The sequence below is a fragment of the Pseudoalteromonas sp. ABV4_021 genome (assembly GCF_056159365.1).
In genome coordinates this window covers 763,918-787,402 of record NZ_JBSWVB010000002.1, presented here as the reverse complement: position 1 = coordinate 787,402, position 23,485 = coordinate 763,918, and the positions used below count along the sequence as shown (strand labels likewise).

The following is a 23,485-nucleotide window of genomic DNA, read 5'->3' as shown; positions in this document are numbered from 1 at the left end:
TTTTTCACAAAATATGTACACGGTAATCACAAATTCAACCGCTGACGCATTTTTACAAACAGTAAAAATGGATCATGTTGTATGGAAAATGGATGTGTACCAAGTAATGTTGGGGCTATCCAATAAATCACCAGAGGATTTTGCGGATCATACAATGTGCCGTTTAGGCAAGTGGTATTATGAAGGTGAAGGTCACAGTAAATACACTAGTTTTTCGGCATTTAAAAAACTTGAAAAGCCTCATGCTGAAGTGCATCAAAATGGCTTAGCTGCACTAAATGCAAATCTTAAAGGCGATAAAAGTACCGCCGCTCACCATCTTGCTCTAATGGAATCAGCAAGCTTTGAAGTGGTTGAACAATTAACGCAACTGTCTCATCAGGTGGCAGGCGAAGTTACTTTAATAAAAGATCATACTGAACTGTTTTAACCTAGCCCTTGCTTTGGCGGAACAATAATTTGGCCGCCAAAGTAAAAGAGCACGACAAATTACTGTGCGTTTGACGACTGAAAATAGACTTTAAACGCGCCTCTTAGTTCGTCAAGTTTAAAGCCTGTGGCTGTATCTTTTGGGTAATGCGCTTTGATTTTTGCCTTTAAGTCGTTGCTAATATTTTCGCCATGGCAAGCAAGGCAAAGTTGCCCGGTTGGAATCGCTTTCATAAATTGGTATTCGCCGCTTTTGGGGTTTAAGTTCGAATAAGACACTGTTTTTGCAGGCTCACCGCCAGCAAGTCGCTTGGCAAAGTCTTTTAATATCGCTATCTCGTCAATATTGGGGGTATTCTGACTGTTACGAGTTTTCAAACTTGTACGGCTGATTTGCCAACCATGACTCGAGTATTTTTTGGCAATTTCAGGGGCTTGCTCTTGGCATACCTCAACACCAGCAGATAGCCCGCCTTTTGCCACGGCTGTCATTAAAGTGGCTTTTAGCTCGGTTGCAAATGCATTGGTGATCTTCTTGGCTTGCATATCGAGTTGTGCTTTTTGCGCGATTGCATCATTAGCGTGAACGGCGCCTGCAAATACTATTAAAGATACTGCACATGCATTAATCGCTGTTTGTATCGTTGAAAAGTTGGTTTCGGTCATCTTGCTACCTATCTAATTTTTTAAAGTGTCGGTTAAGTTATTTCGGCGTTGCTGGGTTTCGAGTTGCCAAAAAGTACGCTTTGAGGTCGAAAAAGGCAGATCTGCTGTGAACACGGGGCAATAAATTTCACTGAATTTATCCCACTTTATGCTGCTTTGTTTGAGTACATTGCCCATGCAAGTGGCTGAAAATTCAAGAGCACTAGATTGCAAGCAAAACACCATGTTGTCACAAACAAGCAGTGATACTTTCAAGCTATTTGCTTTGACATATTGAATGGTGAGTATTAAATGGCCTAAGTGCAGCATTTCATTATGTTCAAGCATGTCACCATTACTTAAATCTAACGCGACATGATTTGATGTATTTGTTAAACACGCTTTTGCTAGCATCAACTGCCCTGTAAATCGTTGTGCTAACTGATTCACCCAACTTAGTTGTGCATTGGCATCGCAAGCGATTAACCACCACTGAGTTTCACACGGGCAGTTTTCAAGTCGCTCAACCATGTAGTCGTGTTTTTTCTGATCAGAAATACACAATGCAATTACCGCACAATAAGGCGTTAACGTATCTCTAATTAGATAAGCAATTAGCTGGTTATCATAAACAATCTCAATGACACCTAATGACTCAGCCATAGCACTTTTCCTCTGAGTTATTTTCTTCAGGAAATACACGACCATTTTCAATATCAATACGCTGATTAAGCGTTAGTGCTTTCGGCACAATATGGCTAGCAATCAGCACGATACGGGTTTTACTCAATTGATTAATAAGCCGAACCATAAGTGCAATATTGTGAGTATCGAGCGCTTCAAACGGCTCATCTAGTAGCACCACATCGGGCTTAAACAATAATGCTCGTGCAAGGTTTAGGCGCTGTCTTTCGCCACCAGAGAGCTGTCTGCCACCTGAGCCTAGCCATTGCGTTAATGCGCCTAGGTAAGACAAATTAACGTCATTAAGTACCTGCTTAAGTGAGTCTTGCTCTATTTCATGTCCTAAAGAAAGATTCTCAGCCAAGGTGCCATCTAATACGGGGGCAGATTGCCCGCAGTACACAATGCGCTCATGTAGTTTGCCAAAGTGTAGAACGATGGATCGTTGGTTAAACGAGATATCGCCCTGAAATGGCTGTAACCCAGCAATCGCCTTTAATAATGAAGACTTGCCAGCACCCGAGCTACCCTCAAATAAATAGCAACCGGCATTATTTATTTCGATTGAAATGAGCAATCGTTGAACGCTGCAAGCGGTTACCTTCTTAAGGCTCAGCACTTCAATTGCTTGGCTATGTCGGGTAATTATTGGTAACGATGACAGCCCTTGCTGCTGCGCATTTTTATTGACTGCATTTATAAGAGATTTTTCAGCACCACTTTGTTTAGCTTGAATAAAATCAACCAGCCCAGATTGCGAATGCAGTAGCTTACCCAGCCAATCGTTAATGCTTAGCAATAACATGGGCACTAAAATAAACAATGCGCTTTGCGAAGCCGCGCTAGCATACTGCTTAAAAAGCAGATACAAAGCTAAAATGGCGAAAAGCTGCAAACAAAGTTGGCCGTAAAAAGTTGCCTTTTGCTGTGTTTGTTGCGCGTTTAACAGCTTAGAGGTTGATGCAAATTGACCGTCTTTTTGTCCTGGCTGGCTGTTTAACAACTCAGTTTGAAGATGCCAAAGCGGTGAGCTGTGCAATATATCATCAAATTCAGTGACAAAGCGCTCTTTTTGTTTGGCAATTTTGCCCGCTTGTTTTAAGCCAAACACAATGAGCAGCGCATAAACTAAAACAAAAGCAAATGTTACACACAGCACATAAATAAGATGAATTGGAATAAGCAAGTAAATACTTATATTTATCAGCAGTAAGGTGATAAACATCGCAGCATTTTGATTTACCCAAGCAATCCAAAGCGCAGCTTGTTGCTCTGTGGTGGTGCTCATTGCCTCAACCTGCGCGCTGCTTTTAACTTGTTCAAGCAAGTTTAAGTTATTCAAACTTGTTGCAAATAGCGTCATGCGTTTGGTTTGTAACGATTTAAAAAAGCCACTGTGGCCAACCAACAAGGCCGCATAACCAGATGCGATTCGAATAAGCGCTAAGGCTCGAATAATAACGGCGGGTAACATGTAATTTAAGCTGCTGCCTACCACACTTGCCGCGGCGATAAACCAACTCGAAACCAACAATAGTCCCATTGCCGCTAGGCTATAAGACACACTTAGTAGCAGTGCCAATAAGTTGGTTCTTAATGTGCTAGTTTGCATGACAAAGCACCTCGCCAAACTCGTTGATGTGCCAAATATGACTAAACCAGCGCTCTGACTGCGGCTTATGACAAGCCCAAATAACGGTTTTATGTTGCAATACGGTTTCTATTAGCTTACATAATCGCCGATGCTGTGCATGACTTAAAAATGCAGTGGGCTCATCGAGTAAATAAATGTCGGCATCGGTTAAAAGCAACCTAGCTAAACTTAAGCGCTGTTTTTCACCACCGGAAAGTGGCGGACACTCGTCCATCGGCGTGTTAAGTCCCTGTTTTAAATTTTTATACCAAACCATCAGCTCAACTTTATCTAACATTGCGAAAAGTGTTTTATCAGAGATTGGCTTGTTGAGTGTTAAGTTATCGCGCACAGTGCCGCGCAAAATACAGGGAGATTGTGTCAACAGCGCCACTTTTTGTGTGGTTTGGTGGTTGGCTTGTCGCTGTTTGCTAAGCGCTTCAAATAACAGCGTTTTACCAGCACCTGAAGGGGCGCTTAGCCAAATATGCTGGCCACCTTCAACGAATAAATACTTTGCAAAAACCGCTGTATTGACAACCTGAAAGTCATGCCAATCAATGTTAGGAGCATGCTGTACATCAGTACTTTTTTGACTGTTACAAAGCACACTAGCAAGCTCTGATGCCGCAACTTGGGCTGCGGCTTTTTGGTGGTATAAATTGCCTAATTGTTTAAGTTCGCTAAACACCATAGGCACAGCAATAAGTAAAAATAACCCATCGGCAAACACCAGTTTGGGCCCTAAGTTTATTTCTTCTAACAGGTTAAATCCGACATAAACGGCAATTAATGCCATTGACAGTGTCGAAAAAAAATCTAACACAGTTTGGTTTAAAAAGGCGACTTGAAGCACTTTCATGGTGCTGGAATTAAGCGTGTCTGAACTTTGCTCAAGACGCTGTGTTTGTTGCTTGTTAGCAGAAAATACATTGATCAATTCAATGTTGCTAAGGCGATTGGCAAACATACTACCTAAACGCTCAAATGCCACAAAATAGGTGTTATGTAAGTGCTTTGTGCCTTTGCCGATGATGATCATAAAAAGCGGCACCACAGGCAAACACACTAATAAAATAACAAATACAAACCAGTTCACATAAGCAATCACGCCAAGCAATAACAAAGGCGTAACCACCGCAAGCCATTTTTGCAATTGAAACTCACTGATAAATTTCACTATCGCATGAAGGTGCTCGGTGCTTAGTTGTTGCCAGTAAAAATGACTATGCTGACGAATTAACGCGTGCTGCCCTTGCTTAAAAGCGCCATGTAATTGCGCTTCTAAATCGGCCAAGCTGCTTGCTTGTAATGCCATTAGGCGGTTTTGAGCAAAAAGGTTCAGTATTAAGTTGGAAACTAATGCCCCAATTAGTACATTAAGCGCCCATTCATAGTGTGTGTTTGCGCTAAAAAAATGACTCATAACCAGACTATTAACATCACTTGCGAGTAATCTGGCTACTAAAAAGCTAAATGCTGCGAAAGCCGCCAGTTGGCATACAAAGGCACAGCTTTTGAGTGCTAACACACCCAGAAGCGCATTTTTTACTTTTTGCTGCTGGCTATGTAACAGCTCGGTGGCGGCGACCTCCATGTCGCCAGTTGCTGCGTGATTGTGTTTAATCATCGCTGGTGTCGTCTCTATCCATGTCTTCGGTGACTTCTAGCCACATCGCATTAATAATGCCGAAAGAACACGCTAATAAAACACCTAAAATCCAAGTGAAATACCACATAAGCCACTCCTTAATAAATTGTGTGTGGTTTATCTAAATCTTGCGCTTTAATACGCCCGCGCATCACATAAAAACTGTAAGCGGTGTAACTCAATACAATTGGCACAAAAATACAAGCAACGATAAACATGGTTTTAAGCGTTAAATAACTCGATGTGGCATCCCACACCGTTAAACTCGCGTTTGGCATGCTGCTACTTGGCATAAGGAACGGGAACATGGCAGCGCCTGCTGTTAAAATAATGCCTGCCATCATCAATGACGACATTAGAAACGCCCAGCCACCGCGCTGTTGCTTGCTAAACCATGCAGAGCCCAGCCCCGCGAAAATGCCAAGTACAGGGGCAACTAGCATCCACGAGTAAGTGCTGTAATTGTTAAGCCACGCACCCGATACCACTTCAACTGTCTTGGTCAGCGGATTTGATGTTGCTAAAGGGTCAACGCTTGAGGTGATCACATAACCGTCAATATTGGCAACTACAACCCCAGCTAACATAAACAACAACACAGTGAGTAGAGATAGATAGAAAGACACAATGCGTGCACGCGCGAGTACATTGCCGTCGGTTTTAAGTTGTAACCAGTTAGCGCCATGAGTTAGTAACATCGCAACCGATACCAGCCCTGCCAAAATGGTAAATGGATTCAATAAGCCAAAAAAGCTGCCGGTATAAGTTGGTCGCAAGGTGTTATCAAACTCAAATGGCACACCTAAAAGCAGATTACCAAAGGCCACACCAAAAATGAGCGCCGGCACTAAACCACCACAAAACAGTGCCCAATCCCATGCTGTTCGCCAGGTTTTATTGGGCAACTTACTGCGATAATCAAAACCGATTGGACGCATCCATAAAGCAATTAAGGTGAGCGCCAATGCGATATAAAAACCTGAAAAAGCGGCCGCATAAATCATCGGCCAAGCCGCAAAAATTGCACCGCCTGCGGTAATAAACCACACTTGGTTACCGTCCCAGTGCGGACCGATTGTATTGATCATCACGCGGCGATCTTCATCACTTTTACCTACCAGCGTCAGCAGTGCTCCCACGCCTAAGTCAAATCCGTCGGTAATGGCAAAGCCAATCAGCAACACGCCGACTAAGCCCCACCAAACTAAGCGTAAAAATTCGTAATCAATCATGATTGTGCTCCTTCAGTTGATAGTTGCACATGGCCGTCAAAAGGCGTTGTGTCTTGCTCTGGCACAGGTCCTTTTTTGGCGTATTTCTTCATCAAGTAGAAGCCAATAACAAACATCACCGCATAAAAACTGGTGTACGCAATTAAGGTAAACCACACTTCACCCACAGTTAAATTAGACACCGATGCATGCACTGGCAGTACTTCGGCAATTGACCAAGGCTGGCGACCAAATTCAGCCACAAACCAACCCGCTTCAGAAGCGATCCAAGGCAGTGGTAAAGAGAACAGAGACAGTTTTAACAACCATTTAGGTTTGGTAATTTGATGCTTGGTGCTGTAGTAAAAAGCAGCGGCAAAAACAAACAACATAATAAAGCCAGAGAACACCATAATTCTGAAGCTCCAAAATAGTGGCGCAACGGGCGGAATGCTGTAATTAACCGCTTTTTGAATAGCTTCTTCACTCGGGTTTACAAAGTCATTGGTAAATGGCTCTAATAACATCGCATAACCCAAGTCTTTTTTATGTGCTTCAAACAGCGCCATTTGCGCTTCAGTTGCGTTACCACTGCGCACTGTATCGAGTAAATTCTTCGCAACTAAGCCCGACAAAATACGTTCGCGGTTTAGTACTTTGTGCTCTTTAATGCCCATTACTTCTTCATCAAGCGAGCGCGTAGCAATAATGCCCATCAACCAAGGAATGCGCACAGCATGTTCGGCCGTTTCTTCTTCGTCGTTAGGAATGGCAAACAAGGTAAATGGTGCAGGTGCTGGATGGGTATCGTATTCGGCTTCAACTGCGGCAAGTTTTACTTTTTGTACATCGCCAAGCTCATAGCCACTTTCATCACCAAGCACAATCACAGATAACACCGATGCCAAACCAAAGCTTGCAGCGATTGCAAATGAGCGACGGGCAAAAGCAATATGCTTATGTTTTAAAAGGTAATAACTCGAAATCGCTAACACAAACATTGCGCCAGTCACATAACCTGCTGACACAGTATGCACAAACTTAACCTGTGCAACGGGGTTAAACATCACCTCAGCAAAGCTGGTCATTTCCATACGCATTGATTCGAAATTGAACTCAGCGCCTACTGGGTGCTGCATCCAACCATTGGCAATTAAGATCCATAGCGCCGAAAAGTTAGAGCCTAAGGCCACAAGCCACGTTGCCATAAGGTGCTTCACTTTTGACATCTTGTCCCAGCCAAAAAAGAACAAACCAACGAAGGTCGATTCTAAAAAGAAAGCCATCAGGCCTTCGATAGCCAATGGCGCACCAAAAATATCACCCACATAATGCGAGTAATATGCCCAGTTCATACCAAACTGGAACTCCATGGTTAAACCTGTTGCCACACCAAGGGCGAAGTTAATGCCAAATAACTTTCCCCAAAACTTAGTCATGGTTTTATAGATTTCTTTGCCCGTCATCACATAAACCGATTCCATAATGGCCAGCATAAAACTTAGGCCTAAGGTCAGCGGTACAAATATGAAGTGGAACATGGCGGTAAGTGCAAATTGCCAACGTGACAATTCGACCAATGCTTCATTCATTTCGAACTCCTTTAGATTAGGTTACTTCCTGATATGGCAGAAAACATACCAACCTTAGGTATAGTCGAGAAATAAAATAATTCATTGTTTTTATTGACTAATTTAAATACCCAAAATTCATTTATATAAAACACTCTGATTGATTGTTAAATTTGACAGACAAATAAAGTTAAGAGACATTTTTGTCACAGTTGTTGTTTTGCAGTAAACTCATTTTTAGTTAAACGGTGCGAACTAACTTGAGTAATTGTGAGATATGGCAAATTCGGTGATCCAAGGTTTAATCAATATTATTGATAAACCAGCAATTTTTATTGATCTTAATTATGTGATTGTGGCGGTGAACAACGCCTATCGTGATACCTATCAAACGCCAATTGAGCTAGGTAAAAGTACCTGCTTTGCCATATCGCATAAAGCCAGCAAACCTTGCGATCAAATGGGTGAAGCCTGCCCTATGCTAGAGTGCAAAAAAACCAATAAGCCAACCAGTGTCGTGCACATTCACGACACCCATTTAGGTAAGCAATATTGCGATATTGTGATGAAACCTATTTTTGACGAAAACGATGTATTAATGGGCTTTGTTGAGATCCTCGATAAAATCGACTTTGCCTCAGTAAAAGCGCAAAAGAATAAAATGCTCGGTCAGTCAGACGCCTTTAAAACATTGATCAATAAAGTAAACCGCGCTGCCAAAACCGAAGTCTCAGTGCTATTACAAGGCGAAACAGGCACAGGTAAAGAACTCGTAGCCCGTGCCTTGCACGATGCCAGCCCTCGTAAAACAAAGCCATTTATAGTGATTGAATGCTCAGGCTTACCCGAGCAGTTATTTGAGTCTGAATTATTTGGTCACGAAAAAGGCGCATTCACTGGCGCTACTAGTCAAAAGAAAGGCTTAGTCGAAATAGTCGAAGGCGGCACCCTCTTTTTTGATGAAATAGGTGACGTACCGCATAATATGCAAGTAAAGTTGCTTCGGTTAATCGAAACGCAAAGCTTTCGTGCGGTGGGCAGCTTAAGACAAAAACGCGCAGATTTTCGCTTAGTTTGCGCAAGCCATAAAAACCTGTTAGACATGGTTGAAAAAGGCGAGTTTAGAAAAGATTTGTACTATCGTATTGCTACTTTCCCGATAAATTTACCGTCACTGAAAAGCCGCCAAGCTGACATTGCCTTGTTGGCTAAGTTCTTTTTAAAACACTCTGAATTTAAAGACAAACAATTCAGTGAAGCGGCACTTAAAAAGCTCGCGCAATATGCCTACCCAGGTAATATTCGAGAGCTAAAGAGCATCGTATTTCAAGCAGCTATTTTGGCCGATGACGATGTCATTTACGACACCGATGTTCCTTTCGAAAACACAGCTAATTTGCAACATACAGCAGAGACTAACATAGATTTTGCTCAGCCAGTTTATGAAGAAGCATTTGAAGTGCTATCGCTAGAGCAGGCTGAGCATACCTACTTAGCAAAGGCCGTTGAACATTTCCAAGGTAGCACTGAAGAGCTGGCTCTTAAACTTGGTGTCAGCAGTCGGACTTTGTATCGCAAACTCACTAAATATGGCTTGTCGCTCACAAAATAACTAGGGTCTGTTGATCTTTCAAGTTCGATTTTGTAGCAGTTTGATTGGGTTTTATACAAGGCAGAGGCTGCGTGGCATAGTTATTCTATGTGAGTCAGCCGATAACACAGTAGAAAAGCCAATCAAGCGCTGCCGAACGGTTCTTTTGAGCGCACTTTTCTCATTGTTGCTTACATGGATGTAGGTAAGGGGCGAGAGCAGGACGCGGAAGCTTTGCTCGATATTCGCTTAGATTACTAGGCCACACATCGAGCGCCGCGATAAAAGCACGCTCAAACAGAACAAAAATAGAACAGCAAAGATCAACAGACCCTAATACCAATTCACTTAAATAGCTGATCATCCTAGCGGGCTAAATATCATGCTAACTGCGTTAGAATTTATCAATGTAGAGCAATATAAGAAAAATTCCGCCTTGTTAGCATTTCATTTATCCAGCGCTATCTGTGATCACATACTTAACAGAATTGGTATAAACAAAATCTTTGATTGTGAAATTTGTAGAGGTTTGCTAACGTGTTGGCGTTATGAAAAATACATTACATATTTCTACTATCACATCATTCACATCTTGGTGGCGCTCGAAATAGAGCGGCGCAGGATTTTTACATTCTTAAGCTGCTGGTAGGTAGCTTAAGCAACGCGTCTTTTTTGTATCTCCAGTAGCGATTTTTTATCTTGGAGATACACAATGAAACAAACAACATCACAGCAAAAAGAAATAATTTTAACCGGTGATAGAGCCACAGGCCCTTTGCATTTAGGGCATTATGTTGGTTCACTGAAACAACGTGCCCAGCTGCAATATGTGCACGAGCAAACCATTTTAGTCGCCGATATGCAGGGCTTAACCGATAACGCCCACACCCCGAAAAAAGTCAGCGAAAACATTTTAAATGTGGTGGCTGATTATTTAGCCGTGGGTATCGACCCTCTTGAAACCACAATTTGTTTGCAATCAAAACTGCCTGCACTTGCCGAACTCACTATGTTTTACAGTAATTTAGTTACCATTTCACGCTTAGAGCGTAACCCTACGGTGAAAAGTGAAATTCAAAGTAAAGCCTTTAATCGCAGCGTTCCCGCGGGTTTTTTAACCTACCCAATTTCGCAAGCAGCAGACATCACTGCGTTTAATGCTACGCTCATTCCGGTGGGTGATGATCAACTGCCAATGCTTGAGCAAACCAATGAAATAGTAAGAAAAATTAATTCACTTGCGGGCAAACCGATTTTAAATGAATGCCGTGCGTTATTAAGTAATGCGCCGCGCTTACCAAGTACCGACGGTAAAAACAAAATGTCTAAAACCATAGGCAACACCATTAATTTAGGCGCAAGCGAAAAAGATATTCGTACCGCGGTAAAGTCGATGTACACCGATCCAAATCACTTACGTGTAGAAGACCCAGGGCAAGTTGAAGGCAATGTTGTTTTTACCTACCTTGATGCGTTTCACCCTGATACCGCCTATGTTGCTGAGCTAAAGCAGCAATATCAACAAGGCGGTTTAGGCGATGGTACAACCAAAAAGGTTTTAGAAGATTGCTTGCAAACACTTATCGCCCCATTTCGCGAAAAGCGCGCGATGTATTTAAACGATAAAGCCCAACTAATTGATATTTTGCGTAAAGGCAGCGAACACGCCGACCTTAAAACGCAACAGGTACTATTTAACGTTAAAGAGGTGTTTGGGTTGAATTTGTTTTAACCCATTTGTTAACTGTGAGGCGATGATCGCTCACAGTTAACTTGTTTATTAATATATGAAATTAATTCACATTCGCATTAGTTTTATTCGCTTGTACCTTTATTAATAACTTCTATACTCATTTGGCTTATATTTTGCGTTAAAAGGATATATAGCGAATATTTCGTCTTATTTGAGATTGTTTGCATCAATTTTGTGCATAAAAAGTTTTTTGTGCACTGTCACGAAGCGTAAATATTCCTATGTTTAGATAATCACAGTTTATACGCTGGGCAGTTTGAAGCGTGTTAGTTAAATGGAAAGGAAAAAACAATGTTAACTAAACGATTTTTTAAGACCAAGCAAGAAGCAGAAGTAACATTTGAATTTGCAGCAGAAGCTGACACCCATGTGTCGTTGGCGGGCGAATTTAACGACTGGCAACCTGTTAGTATGAAGTACGTTAAAAAGGATCAGGTTTTTCGTACCAAACTTCGCTTACCTATAGAGCAAGATTTCCAATTTAAATACCTCATTAATGAGCAGGAATGGCAAAATGACCATGCTGCAGACCACTATTTACTAAACGAGTTCGGCACTGATAATTCAGTTGTTTCTACAACACGAGCTTAACGTGCGTGAATGAAGTAGAACAACTGTGCTATCTACAAGGGGTAGCACTCGATTATGTCGACTATTACGGCCAACAAAAGCGTATTGACGATGACGTAAGGCGCGCCATTCTTACGGCATGTGGTCACCATGTGCACGATAACGAGTATGTTCGCGATAAAAATCGTCAATTGGATGGTTTACCTTGGCAGCAGGTACTGAGCGAGTTTCAAGTCACATCATCAGAAAACGCGTTTTTGACAGTACGTGCACAGACGTTTGAGCCGCAAAAGCAACTCGAATTAGTAATTTCAGACAGCCAACAAGAGTGCTGCCGTTTGTCGGTATCACTTAGCGATAGTATGGAAGAGGGCAATTACGTATTAGATGGTGTTCGCTATTCTCAATATCGCATTGCGTTGCCAAAACTTGCGCCTAATTATTATCAGGTTGAGCTAATTTATCGCTCTAACATAACCACATCGCAGGCCTTTAATGGCACGCTGGCAGTTGCCCCTGTGAATTGTTACTCATTGACGGAAGAGCAAAAGGTGTGGGGCATTTCGTGTCAGCTTTATACCCTTCGTGATAAACGAGAAAGTGGCTTTGGCGATTTTTCGTCGTTGAAAGAGCTTATTCAGCGCAGTAGTGAAAAAGGCGCGGATTATATTTTGCTTAATCCACTGCACAAACTGTTTGCAACTGAGCCAGAACGGGCTAGCCCTTACAGCCCAAGCGACCGCAACCAAATTAACCCACTTTATATCAGCCCGCGGCTGTGCGTTGATTATTCATTGCCAAATGGTGAGTATCAAAGTAACGCAACACACATCGATTATCGCCTAGCAACCACCCATAAATTTAAATGCTTTAAAGTGATGTATTTAAATTTCTGTGAATTGGAATTAGCAAACACAACGCAACGCGCGAACGAGTTCCGCGAGTTTGTTGAGCGCTATCAAACCTGGCAGCTTGCTGAATTTGAATATTATTTGCAGTGGGTTGCCAAAGAGCAACTGGATTACTGTCAGCGCTATGCCAAAACCAAAGGCATGACGATAGGGCTTATTTTAGACCTAGCCGTAGGCTGTACCCGTGACGGCGAAGAATATCAGCGCAATCAAGCGCTGTTTGTAGAACATGCAAATATTGGTGCACCGCCTGATCCATGGGCGCTTGATGGGCAAGATTGGGGATTGGCGGTGCCCGACCCGTTGAAACTAAAACAAACTAATTTTGCCCACTTTATTAGTTTAATTCGCGCCAATATGATTGCCGGCGGCCTACGTATTGATCATGTTATGGGGCTATTACGGCTTTGGTGGTGTGTCACAGTCGATGAGCAACCTGCTGGGTGCTATGTGTATTACCCATTTAATGAGTTACTGGCGATTTTATGCTTAGAAAGTCATCTAAATCAATGTGTTGTAATTGGTGAAGATTTAGGTGTTGTGCCACAGCAGATTAAGCAAAGCTTAGACAAGGCGCATGTTTATGGTAATGATATTTTTTATTTTGAAAAAGATCAGAACGGGCAGTTTATCGCGCCACAAGCGCACCGCAAACATGCAATGTTGATGATAGCAAATCACGATGTCGCGCCATTTTATGCGTGGTGGCAACAGGGTGATATCGAAACACGAAAATCGTTTTCACTGTACTCAAACCCAGAGCAATTTGGCTACGATATAACGCAGCGCGAGCAAGATAAATTAGCCTTGTGCGAATGGCTAAAAGCGGCAAACACATTGCCAAATTCAGATGATGCGAGTGAAATTTATGCCGCAGTTGTTGAGACACTGAGCGCATCAAACTCACAATTTTTATGTTTACAACTGGATGATCTTAGTGGCGAAACCCTCGCAGTCAATATTCCAGGAACCGATCAAGAATACCCTAACTGGCGACGTCGCCTATCACGCAATTTGCTTACTATTTTTGGCCCAATGCTCCATGAAGAGCAACACACCAGCGTGCAACAACAGCGATTTTGGCAGTTGCTAAATGCTAGGAGAAATAATGTCAGTAGCTAACTTTGCTTCGCTCAATGAACTTAACGAAGCACACAACACGTTAGAAAAAGCACATTCGCTGCAACGTGGCGATTTTATTGATGCGTTTAGCTTTTTGGGTAAACACACTATTAATAATGAATTAGCGGTAGTTCGCTGTTACATACCAGGCGCTAAAAAAGTTGCGATTTGTAGTGAAAATCAACAATTAGCTTTGGAAAAGTTTCAAGATACGGCACTTTTTCAGTTGGTAGTCAGTCACAACAAAGTCGCCGAGCCAATTAAACTTGATATCGATTATGGTGATTGTCAGGTGCAGCGTTACCATGCATATAGTTTTGAATCGAGCCTTGATTGTGATGCAATGTATTTGTTTAATCAAGGTACATTGGCACATGCGTATCGTCACTTTGGCGCACATTCTATAACGCAGCAAGGGGTTAAAGGCACACGTTTTACCGTGTGGGCACCTAATGCAAAAGCGGTGTCAGTAATTGGTGATTTTAATTTTTGGGATGCCAGTTGCTACCCTATGCGTTTTCACCCAGCATCTGGGGTGTGGGAAATTTTTATCGGGGAAGATTTAAGCGATAAAAATTATAAATACAGCCTGCTAACCGAGCACAACCAGCGTATTGAAAAAGCCGACCCATTTGCGCTGCAAATGCAGCTACCTCCCCATACGGCTTCGCGGGTAGCTAGTTTACCCACAAACCCAGCGCCAATTTCGCCAATTAATAAATTCAATCAAGCAATTAGTATTTATGAAGTGCACTTAGGTTCGTGGCGTCGCAATGTTGAGCAAGGTAACGGTTATTTGAGCTACCAACAACTTGCCGAACAATTGATCCCGTATGTGTTAGATCTTGGTTTTACTCATATCCAATTAATGCCAATCAGTGAATTTCCATTTGATGGTTCGTGGGGCTATCAACCCGTTGGCCTTTATGCGCCAACCAGTCGCTTTGGCGATATTAACGAATTTGCAGAGTTTATTCGCCAAATAAAAGCCGCTGGGCTAGGCGTATTGATTGATTGGGTACCGGGGCATTTTCCAAATGATCCTCACGGCTTGGCCATGTTTGATGGCACTCATTTATACGAACATGCCGATAAACGCCAAGGCTACCACCCTGATTGGAATACCCATATTTATAATTACGACCGCGCTGAAGTGCGTAGCTTTTTGCTGTCAAACGCCACATATTGGCTGACGGAATTTGGCATTGATGGTATTCGTGTCGATGCAGTGGCATCGATGCTGTACCTTGATTACAGCCGCGAAGAAGGGCAGTGGGTAGCAAATTGTTATGGCGGCCGCGAAAATCTCGGAGCCATTAGCTTATTGCAGCACATTAATGCCAGTGTTTACGGCGAAAACCCAAATATTGTCACGGTTGCTGAAGAGTCTACTGCGTGGCCGGGGGTGACCAAACCAACCGACCAATCGGGCTTAGGCTTTGGTTTTAAGTGGAATATGGGCTGGATGAATGACAGCCTAGAGTACATGAAAAAAGATCCCATATACCGCCGCCATCACCATAACGAGATGACCTTTTCATTAGTCTATGCGTTTAGTGAAAATTACATTCTGCCGCTATCGCACGATGAAGTAGTACACGGTAAGGGCTCACTAATTAACAAAATGCCGGGCGATGACTGGCAAAAATTTGCGAACCTACGTGCATTTTATGGCTTTATGTGGGCGCATCCCGGTAAAAAACTACTGTTTATGGGTGGTGAATTTGCTCAATATGATGAGTGGGATCACGATAAGAGCCTAGACTGGCATTTACTTAATGAGGCTAAACACCATGGTATATTTAACCTTATAAAAGCGTTAAACACAACGTACAAAACCTACCCGTCACTATACGAAAAAGATAATAACGGCGAGGGTTTTCGCTGGATTGATGGCGGCAACGCCGATCAAAGCGTGTTTAGTTTTATTCGTAAAAGTAGCAGCGAACCAAATGTAATCGCGATAAGCAATTTTACGCCCGAGGTGCATGAACACTTTAAATTAGGTGTACCAAAAGCAAAACGGTATCAGTTGGTATTAAATACCGACGACACGCAATTTGGTGGCAGTGGCGTATTAGTTGAAAACGAAGTCCCCGTACTTAAAGAAGATAACCACGGCTTTGAGCACAGTATTTCATTAACGCTTGCACCACTTGCGACCTATTATTTGGTGGAAAAATAATGGTTTCAGCCCGTTTTGCAATTCGCCCGGGAAATACCTCGCCACTTGGTGCAACCCCAAGTGAAAACGGCACTAACTTTGCTATTTTTTCTGAACGCGCAACTAAGGTTGAGCTTTGCTTGTTCGATCAAAGTGGTCACAGCGAGATAGCGCGTATTCCACTTTATCGCGATGAGCAAGATATTTGGCATATTTTTATTCGCGGGGTAGGACAAGATCAGCTATACGGTTACCGTGTTTACGGCAAATACAACCCAAAAAAAGGGTGTTACTTTAATCCCAACAAACTACTGTTAGACCCTTATGCAAAATCATTGTTTGGTGAGTTTAACTGGGGTAATGCACACAGTGCAGATGACGTGTTTTGGCAGCTTGATTCGGCAATGGATATGCCAAAATGTAAAGTATCAACACTGCCTTATTACACAGGTACTAAACCGAATATTCCGTGGCATAAAACGGTTATTTATGAATGCCATGCCAAAGGCGCAACTAAGCAATATACTTCTATTCCAGAGGAATTACGCGGTACTTACTTGGGTTTAGCTCACCCCAACTTTATTTGGCATTTAAAAAGTTTAGGCGTAACAGCCATTGAGTTGTTACCGGTACACAGCTTTATTAGTGAAGCATTTTTACCTGAAAGAGGCCTTAGCAACTATTGGGGTTACAACACACTTAACTTTTTTACGCCGCACTTAGCTTATGCCCATACCAAGCAAGAACAAGAGTTCCAGCAAATGGTATCGGTGCTACACGAAGCGGGTATTGAAGTGATTATTGATGTGGTTTTCAACCATACCGCTGAGGGTAACGAGCAAGGGCCAACCTTGTCGCTTCGCGGTATTGATAACCAAACTTACTATCGATTGCAGCAAAATAATTTTGCCTATTATGTAAATGATACTGGCTGCGGTAACACGCTAAATATTTCACACCCTAAAAGTTTACAGTTGGTAATGGATAGCTTGCGCTATTGGGTGCAAGTGTATGGGGTTGATGGTTTTCGTTTCGATTTAGCCAGTATTTTAGGCCGTGACCAAGACGGCTTTAAAAAACACCACACTTTCTTTCAAACCCTCGCGCAAGATCCCGTATTAAAAGGCGTGAAACTAATTGCAGAGCCTTGGGATTTAGCAATAGATGGTTATCAACTCGGTAATTATGTTGCTCCGTGGCGTGAGTGGAACGACCAATACCGTGACACAGTACGCAGCTTTTGGCGAGGTGATACTAGCATGCTGCCAGAGTTTGCTCGTTTCTTTCACGGTTCAAGTCATTTGTTTGAGAAAAAAGGGCGTTCGGTTACCTCTAGTATTAACTTTATCACCGCCCACGATGGCTTCACTTTGTCCGACTTAGTCAGCTATACCAATAAACATAATCTAGCCAATCAAGAAGAAAACCGCGATGGTCACGATCATAATTTATCGTCCAATTGGGGCGTTGAAGGGCAAACCGAAAACAGTGAAATCAATGCATTGCGTTTGCGTGCGCAAAAAAACCTGCTGTTAACCCTATGTTTATCTAACGGTGTGCCAATGCTATGCGCTGGTAGTGAAGTGGCACATTCGCAAGGTGGCAACAATAACGCCTACTGCCAAGATAACGAAATAAGCTGGATTGATTGGCACGCTAATGGGTTAGATGAGCCGCAACAGCATCCGCTGTACCAGTTTATTAGTCGCGCTCTAAAACTACGCAGTGAATTTTCTTTATATCGCCAAAGTCATTTTATTCACGATGATGACCCGCGCTTTAGTGTTACTTGGTTAAACGAACATGGTGCGCTCATGCAAGATAGCGATTGGCATAACCCGGACGGCCATTGCCTTGGGTATTTAATGGAAGATATTCAAGACGATAAAGCACTTTTACTGCTGTTTAATGCATCCAGCAATAACGTAATGTTTAAGTTGCCAGAGCAAGAAGCACATCATTGTTGGCGTATTCGACTGTCATCGCATTCTAACGAACGGGATGATGAATGTGTAAGCCCAGGGCAAATGCTCACCCTGAGTAGCTACAGCGCATGGGTGCTTTCAAACCACATTAAAATGCCCGCCAGTAAACAACATGCAACAGATACATCCCAAACGTTCAATTTAACTAAGCAAGGAGTTTAGTGTGAACAAGCAATCAAATTTAGCCGATAAAAAAACGCCTTTACCTTCAAGCATTATTGAAAATTCAGATCTGAGCGAAGACTTATATCGCCATTTTTATTACACCTTAGGACGTGATCAGGTTAATAAATCGCAGCGTTATTTGTATCAAGCGTTAGCACTTACCATTCGTGATAGGTTGGTGGCAAAGTGCCGCCAAACCAACCAACAGCGCGATAGCGCACCACATAAACAAGTGGCGTATTTATCGCTCGAGTTTTTAATGGGGCGTGCACTTAATAACGCGATTTTAAATTTAGATTTAGCACCAGAAGTAACAGAGGCGCTCACCCAATATGGCAGCGAATTAGAGCAAGTTGCCGCGGCTGAACACGATGCAGGACTGGGTAATGGCGGATTAGGGCGCTTAGCGGCCTGTTTTTTAGATAGCTGTGCCACATTAAAACTACCTGTGGTTGGCTACGGTTTACGTTATGAATATGGCATGTTTAATCAAGCACTTGAGCAAGGGCGTCAGATTGAACAGCCGGATCACTGGTTGCATGAAGGTCACCCGTGGGAAATAGCCGCGCCAGAGCAAAGTCAACGTGTAAAATTCTTTGGTCATGTGGAAGTGTATAAAGATAAACATGGCCGCGAGCATCGCAACTGGGTGAATACGCAAGATGTGTTAGCTGTGCCCTATGATGTGCCTATTCCAGGTTATCGCAATGATGTGGTGAATCGCCTACGCCTTTGGAAAAGTGAAGCAACGGAAGAGTTTGACCTAAGAGAATTTAACGCGGGCAGTTACCCAGAAGCGGTAGCCAAAAAGAACCAAGCTGAACAAATCACCATGGTGCTTTACCCGAACGATGCCAGTGAGAACGGTAAAGAGCTGCGTTTACGCCAGCAATACTTTTTATCAAGCGCAACACTGCAAGACATTATCGCAAAATGGGTAAAACAATACGGTGAAGATTTCCATAACTTCCCGAAATACCACGTTTTTCAACTAAACGATACGCACCCAAGTATTGCAGTGGCAGAGCTGATGCGCATTTTACTGGATGATCATCAGCTCGATTGGGACAAAGCATGGCAAATTACATCAAGTACCATGGCGTATACTAATCACACCTTATTGCCAGAAGCGCTAGAAAAATGGCCTGTCAGGCTATTTGAGCGTTTACTACCGCGTTTGCTGGAGATTATTTATGAAATTAATGCCCGATTTTTACAACAAGTAGCAACCTGCTGGCCGGGTGATACGCAAAAGCAGCGCGATATGTCGCTAATTGAAGAAGGGCCAGAGCCTAAAGTTCGCATGGCATATTTAGCCATTGTCGGCTCGTATTCAGTAAACGGTGTTGCTGCACTTCATACTGAACTACTCACTAACGGTTTATTTAGCGACTTTTATGCGCTGTGGCCAGAGCGCTTTAATAACAAAACCAATGGGGTAACACCAAGGCGTTGGTTGTCGCACTGTAATCCTAAATTGGCGCAATTAATAAACCAACAAATTGGCGATGAATGGGTCAGCGATTTCAGTAAAATTAATGCGCTACGTGCAAAATTTGATAACAAAGCGCTGCATAAAAAATGGCAAAAAGTGAAGCTTGAAAACAAACAAGCACTGGTAGATTTAGTCAAACGTGAAACTGGCGTTGAGTTTGATGCGACCATGCTGTTCGATGTGCAAGTAAAGCGTATTCATGAGTACAAACGTCAGTTACTCAATATTTTACATGTTATTCATCTTTATGAACGCATTCGCGAAGGGGAACTTGAAGGCTTTACACCGCGCTGTGTGTTATTTGGTGGTAAAGCGGCACCCGGTTATTTTATGGCGAAGCTGATTATTCGCTTAATCAATCATGTGGCGGATGCCATAAACAATGACCCAGCAGCCAAGCCTTATTTGCGCGTCGCATTTTTGCCTAATTATAACGTTACAGCGATGGAAACCATCTGCCCTGCAACCGACCTCTCAGAGCAAATTTCGACCACAGGTAAAGAAGCGTCGGGCACTGGGAATATGAAGTTTATGATGAATGGTGCACTCACCATTGGCACGTTAGATGGCGCAAACATTGAAATTTCAGAAGCGGTTGGCCTTGATAACTTCTTCTTATTCGGTGCTAAAGCAGAACAATTAACGCAAATTCGTGAGCATTATAACCCTAATGACATCATTGCAAATTCACCAAACTTATCACGTGTGATTACATTGATTGAAAGTGGTCATTTTAACTTATTTGACCCAGACTTATTTCAGCCGCTGATCAACTCAATCCGTGATAACCATGACCAATGGCTCACTGCTTACGATTTTGACAGTTACGTTAAGGCGCAAGAAGCCGCAGCTGCACTGTACCAAGACCAAAGTGCTTGGACCCAAAAAAGTATTTTAAATACGGCCGCATCAGGTATGTTTTCGAGCGACCGCACCATAAGCCAATACAACTCAGATATTTGGCAAGTTAAGGCAATCGAATTCAACAAGGCACAAGGAGAACGTAATGCCTAATTCCGCAAATCGTTATATAAGTAACCTTACCCGCGACACCTATGCACTGATTTTGGCTGGTGGCCGGGGCTCGCGTTTAAAAGAATTAACCGATTGGCGCGCAAAGCCTGCGGTGTATTTTGGTGGTAAGTTTCGCATCATTGATTTTCCGCTGTCGAATTGCATTAACTCAGGTGTGCGCAAAGTAGGTATTGCTACGCAGTATAAATCCCATAGCTTAATTCGCCATGTTAATCGCGCGTGGGGTCACTTTAAAAAGGAACTCGGTGATTCAGTTGAGATTTTACCTGCATCACAACGCTATAGTGATGACTGGTACTGCGGCACGGCCGATGCGGTATATCAAAATATGGACATTATTCGTCACGATTTACCAAAGTACGTAATGATTTTATCGGGCGACCATGTTTACCGTATGGACTATGGTGAGTTGATTGCTAAGCACGTAGAAACGGGCGCGGACATGACGGTATGTTGTTTAGAAGTGCCAGTGGAAGAAGCCGCAGGCGCTTTTGGTGTGATGGCCGTAAACAATGAAAAACGCGTACAGCGCTTTGAAGAAAAACCAGCGAATCCTGCGCCATTACCGAACGACCCAACTAAGTGTTTAGCGTCGATGGGTAACTATGTGTTTAATACAGAGTTTTTGTTTGAACAATTGAAAAAAGACGCGCAAAACAGCTGCTCTGGCCGCGATTTTGGCCACGATATTATTCCATCGATCATTGAAGAGCATAATGTATATGCGTATCCATTTAGAGATACGCGCCAAGGTGGCACGCCTTATTGGCGTGATGTAGGTACGCTAGATTCATTCTGGGAAGCCAATATGGAGCTAGTATCGCCAACGCCATCGCTTGACCTGTACGATAGAAATTGGCCTATTTGGACCTATCAAGAACAATTACCGCCCGCTAAATTTATTTTTGATGATGAAACACGTCGCGGTATGGCGGTGGATTCAACAGTGTCAGGTGGTTGTATTATTTCAGGCTCAACCATTCGCAAATCACTGCTTTTTTCAAATGTGCATGTGCATTCGTATTGTACGGTAGAAGAAACGGTTGTGTTACCAGGTGTTGTGATCAATCGAAACTGTGTAATTAAAAAAGCTATTATTGATCGTAGCTGTGTTATTCCTGAAGGCTTAAGCATCGGCGTTGATCACAAACAAGATGAAGCCAATGGCTTTAGAATTTCAAGTGGTGGCGTGGTACTTGTTACGCGCGATATGATTGCTGCGCTGGCAAAAAAGTCGCAAGAAGCGGATGCCGAAACTAATAAATCTTCAAGCCAAGCAGCGATTGCATAAGAGGACTGTATGCGAATTTTGATGTTAGCGGCCGAAAACGATTGTATTTCGGGCGCGAAAGTTGGCGGTGTCGCCGATGTAATTCGTGACGTGCCAAAGGCACTTGCAGAGCATAACATTAATGTGGATGTGGTGATCCCCGATTATGGTTATTACCACAGCCATTACAACGGTGAGTGTGTCGCACAAGTGAGCTTTTCATTTGCTCACCAGCAGCACACTGCCTACCTTTATAAATTGCACGCAATTTCAAATGATAACGTAACGCAGTATGTAGTGGTGCATCCGCTGTTTCAACAAGCAGGAGAAAGTCGCGTTTATTGTCATGATGAAGATAACCGCCCGTTTGCCAAAGATGCCACAAAGTTTGCGCTTTTTTGTAATGTCATTGCCGAGTGTATTTTACAAGGGCATTTAGCGGCAGACATTCTTCATTTGCATGACTGGCATGCTGCCACCCTAGCAGTGCTATTAAAATTTGATACACGCTATCGCGATTTTGCCAATACCAAGCTGGTTTACACAGTACATAATTTAGCGCTACAAGGTACGCGACCATTTAACGGCGATGATTCAAGTTTAGAGGCTTGGTTTCCAAGCTTAAGCTACGACGGCCAACAATTATGCGACCCGCGTTACCCGTTTTGTTATAACCCAATGCGCGCAGCAATTAGTTTGGTTGATAAAGTACATTTTGTATCAGACAGCTATGCCGAAGAAGTGCTGAGTGCCAGCGACCATCAAAATGGCATTTATGGTGGCGAAGGGCTGGAACAGGTGCTTGCAGAAAATAGCGATAAACTGGTTGGCATTTTAAATGGCTGTGAATACAGCAGTGAGCCAGAGCCTAAAGTCACGCTCGATTGCTTTTTACGCAGCAGTAAAACGTGCCTTCGAAACTGGATGAGCCGTTTTGAGCAATTAAAAACCGTGCATTACCTTGCTAATGAGCAAATATCGCTATGGCAAGATAGCCCACAGTTTAAAGGCCCCATTGTCTCAAGCATCGGTAGGTTAACTGAGCAAAAAGTGCGTTTATTACTTGAGCGCGCTGATGGTGAAGTGGCACTAAGTACAATGCTAAATCACTTAAGCGAAAAAGGCGGCCGCTTTATTATGCTTGGCAGTGGCGACAGTCATTACGAATTTTTGTTAATGCAGCTCATGGCAAAGCATAGTAACTTTTTGTTTTTAAATGGTTATGGGCAAAGTTTATCGGACGATTTATATCTGCTAGGCGATCTTTTCTTAATGCCAAGCTCGTTTGAGCCATGTGGCATCAGCCAAATGCTTGCGTTAAAAGCGGGCCAGCCGTGTATTGTGCATGGGGTAGGCGGTTTAAAAGACACGGTAAAACATCACGAAAATGGTTTTGTGTTTGAGGGCAATACCATTAGTGAGCAAGTACACTCGCTGCAAAGCGTATTTAATGAGGCGCTAAATTGTTATATGAACGACACTGCAAAGTGGCAAACTCTGGTACACACCGCTAAAGCCAGCCGCTTTAGTTGGCAAAGCAGCATCGAGCAGTATTTAACTAAACTGTATAACAACTAATGTTATAAATAACAGTTAGTTG

Annotated in this window: 17 protein-coding genes; 10 read left to right on the top strand and 7 right to left on the bottom strand. The window is 42.9% G+C overall.

Going from position 1 to position 23,485, the window contains the following annotated elements:
* Positions 1-13: 13 nt before the first annotated feature.
* Positions 14-430, top strand: a complete 417-nt coding sequence (locus ACXAFE_RS17605; protein WP_475157766.1) for a CZB domain-containing protein — start codon at positions 14-16, stop codon at positions 428-430.
* A 59-nt stretch (positions 431-489) separates the two neighbouring features.
* Here the strand turns inward: ACXAFE_RS17605 and ACXAFE_RS17600 are convergent, their stop codons facing one another.
* The 7 genes from ACXAFE_RS17600 to ACXAFE_RS17570 are packed head-to-tail and all read right to left on the bottom strand — an operon-like array spanning position 490 to position 7,845.
* Positions 490-1,095, bottom strand: a complete 606-nt coding sequence (locus ACXAFE_RS17600) for a Tll0287-like domain-containing protein (protein ID WP_475155669.1) — start codon at positions 1,093-1,095, stop codon at positions 490-492.
* A 12-nt stretch (positions 1,096-1,107) separates the two neighbouring features.
* The gene (locus tag ACXAFE_RS17595) at positions 1,108-1,737 is read right to left on the bottom strand and encodes a hypothetical protein (RefSeq protein ID WP_475155667.1); all 630 of its coding nucleotides are present in this window, start codon (positions 1,735-1,737) and stop codon (positions 1,108-1,110) included.
* The gene (locus ACXAFE_RS17590) at positions 1,730-3,370 is read right to left on the bottom strand and encodes an ATP-binding cassette domain-containing protein (RefSeq protein ID WP_475155664.1); all 1,641 of its coding nucleotides are present in this window, start codon (positions 3,368-3,370) and stop codon (positions 1,730-1,732) included. Before ACXAFE_RS17590 ends, ACXAFE_RS17595 begins: the two co-directional genes overlap by 8 nt.
* Positions 3,360-5,021 (bottom strand): ABC transporter transmembrane domain-containing protein, encoded by a 1,662-nt coding sequence (locus ACXAFE_RS17585; RefSeq protein WP_475155662.1) that lies wholly within the window; start codon positions 5,019-5,021, stop codon positions 3,360-3,362. Before ACXAFE_RS17585 ends, ACXAFE_RS17590 begins: the two co-directional genes overlap by 11 nt.
* Positions 5,014-5,130, bottom strand: a complete 117-nt coding sequence (gene cydX / locus ACXAFE_RS17580; protein ID WP_100914813.1) for a cytochrome bd-I oxidase subunit CydX — start codon at positions 5,128-5,130, stop codon at positions 5,014-5,016. The genes ACXAFE_RS17585 and cydX overlap by 8 nt, the downstream gene beginning before the upstream one ends.
* 10 nt (positions 5,131-5,140) lie before the next feature.
* Positions 5,141-6,274, bottom strand: coding sequence for a cytochrome d ubiquinol oxidase subunit II (gene cydB / locus ACXAFE_RS17575; RefSeq protein WP_475155654.1), 1,134 nt, complete (start codon positions 6,272-6,274; stop codon positions 5,141-5,143).
* On the bottom strand, positions 6,271-7,845 hold the full coding sequence (locus ACXAFE_RS17570; protein ID WP_475155652.1) for a cytochrome ubiquinol oxidase subunit I: 1,575 nt from the start codon (positions 7,843-7,845) through the stop codon (positions 6,271-6,273). The genes cydB and ACXAFE_RS17570 overlap by 4 nt, the downstream gene beginning before the upstream one ends.
* A 256-nt stretch (positions 7,846-8,101) precedes the next feature.
* Between ACXAFE_RS17570 and ACXAFE_RS17565 the strand changes: the two genes are divergently transcribed.
* From ACXAFE_RS17565 to ACXAFE_RS17525, 9 genes are all read left to right on the top strand, one after another.
* The gene (locus tag ACXAFE_RS17565) at positions 8,102-9,436 is read left to right on the top strand and encodes a sigma-54 interaction domain-containing protein (RefSeq protein ID WP_475155649.1); all 1,335 of its coding nucleotides are present in this window, start codon (positions 8,102-8,104) and stop codon (positions 9,434-9,436) included.
* A gap of 691 nt (positions 9,437-10,127) precedes the next feature.
* Entirely contained in the window at positions 10,128-11,147 is a 1,020-nt protein-coding gene (trpS, locus tag ACXAFE_RS17560; RefSeq protein WP_475155647.1) for a tryptophan--tRNA ligase, read from the top strand.
* A gap of 312 nt (positions 11,148-11,459) precedes the next feature.
* On the top strand, positions 11,460-11,759 hold the full coding sequence (locus ACXAFE_RS17555) for an isoamylase early set domain-containing protein (RefSeq protein WP_010558178.1): 300 nt from the start codon (positions 11,460-11,462) through the stop codon (positions 11,757-11,759).
* 5 nt (positions 11,760-11,764) lie between these two features.
* Positions 11,765-13,771, top strand: a complete 2,007-nt coding sequence (gene malQ, locus ACXAFE_RS17550) for a 4-alpha-glucanotransferase (RefSeq protein ID WP_475155640.1) — start codon at positions 11,765-11,767, stop codon at positions 13,769-13,771.
* A complete protein-coding gene (glgB, locus tag ACXAFE_RS17545; protein ID WP_475155636.1) occupies positions 13,758-15,956 on the top strand; it encodes a 1,4-alpha-glucan branching protein GlgB in 2,199 nt (732 codons plus the stop codon). Before malQ ends, glgB begins: the two co-directional genes overlap by 14 nt.
* Complete coding sequence (gene glgX, locus ACXAFE_RS17540) at positions 15,956-18,082, top strand: glycogen debranching protein GlgX (RefSeq protein ID WP_475155632.1); 2,127 nt, start codon at positions 15,956-15,958, stop codon at positions 18,080-18,082. The genes glgB and glgX overlap by 1 nt, the downstream gene beginning before the upstream one ends.
* A gap of 1 nt (position 18,083) precedes the next feature.
* Positions 18,084-20,594: a glycogen/starch/alpha-glucan phosphorylase gene (locus ACXAFE_RS17535; RefSeq protein WP_475155629.1), complete on the top strand. Its 2,511-nt coding sequence runs from the start codon at positions 18,084-18,086 to the stop codon at positions 20,592-20,594.
* Positions 20,587-21,906, top strand: a complete 1,320-nt coding sequence (glgC, locus tag ACXAFE_RS17530) for a glucose-1-phosphate adenylyltransferase (protein WP_395388787.1) — start codon at positions 20,587-20,589, stop codon at positions 21,904-21,906. Before ACXAFE_RS17535 ends, glgC begins: the two co-directional genes overlap by 8 nt.
* A 9-nt stretch (positions 21,907-21,915) precedes the next feature.
* Positions 21,916-23,463 carry a glycogen synthase gene (locus tag ACXAFE_RS17525; RefSeq protein WP_475155627.1) on the top strand — a complete coding sequence of 516 codons (1,548 nt, stop codon included), beginning with the start codon at positions 21,916-21,918 and terminating at the stop codon, positions 23,461-23,463.
* Positions 23,464-23,485: the final 22 nt, after the last annotated feature.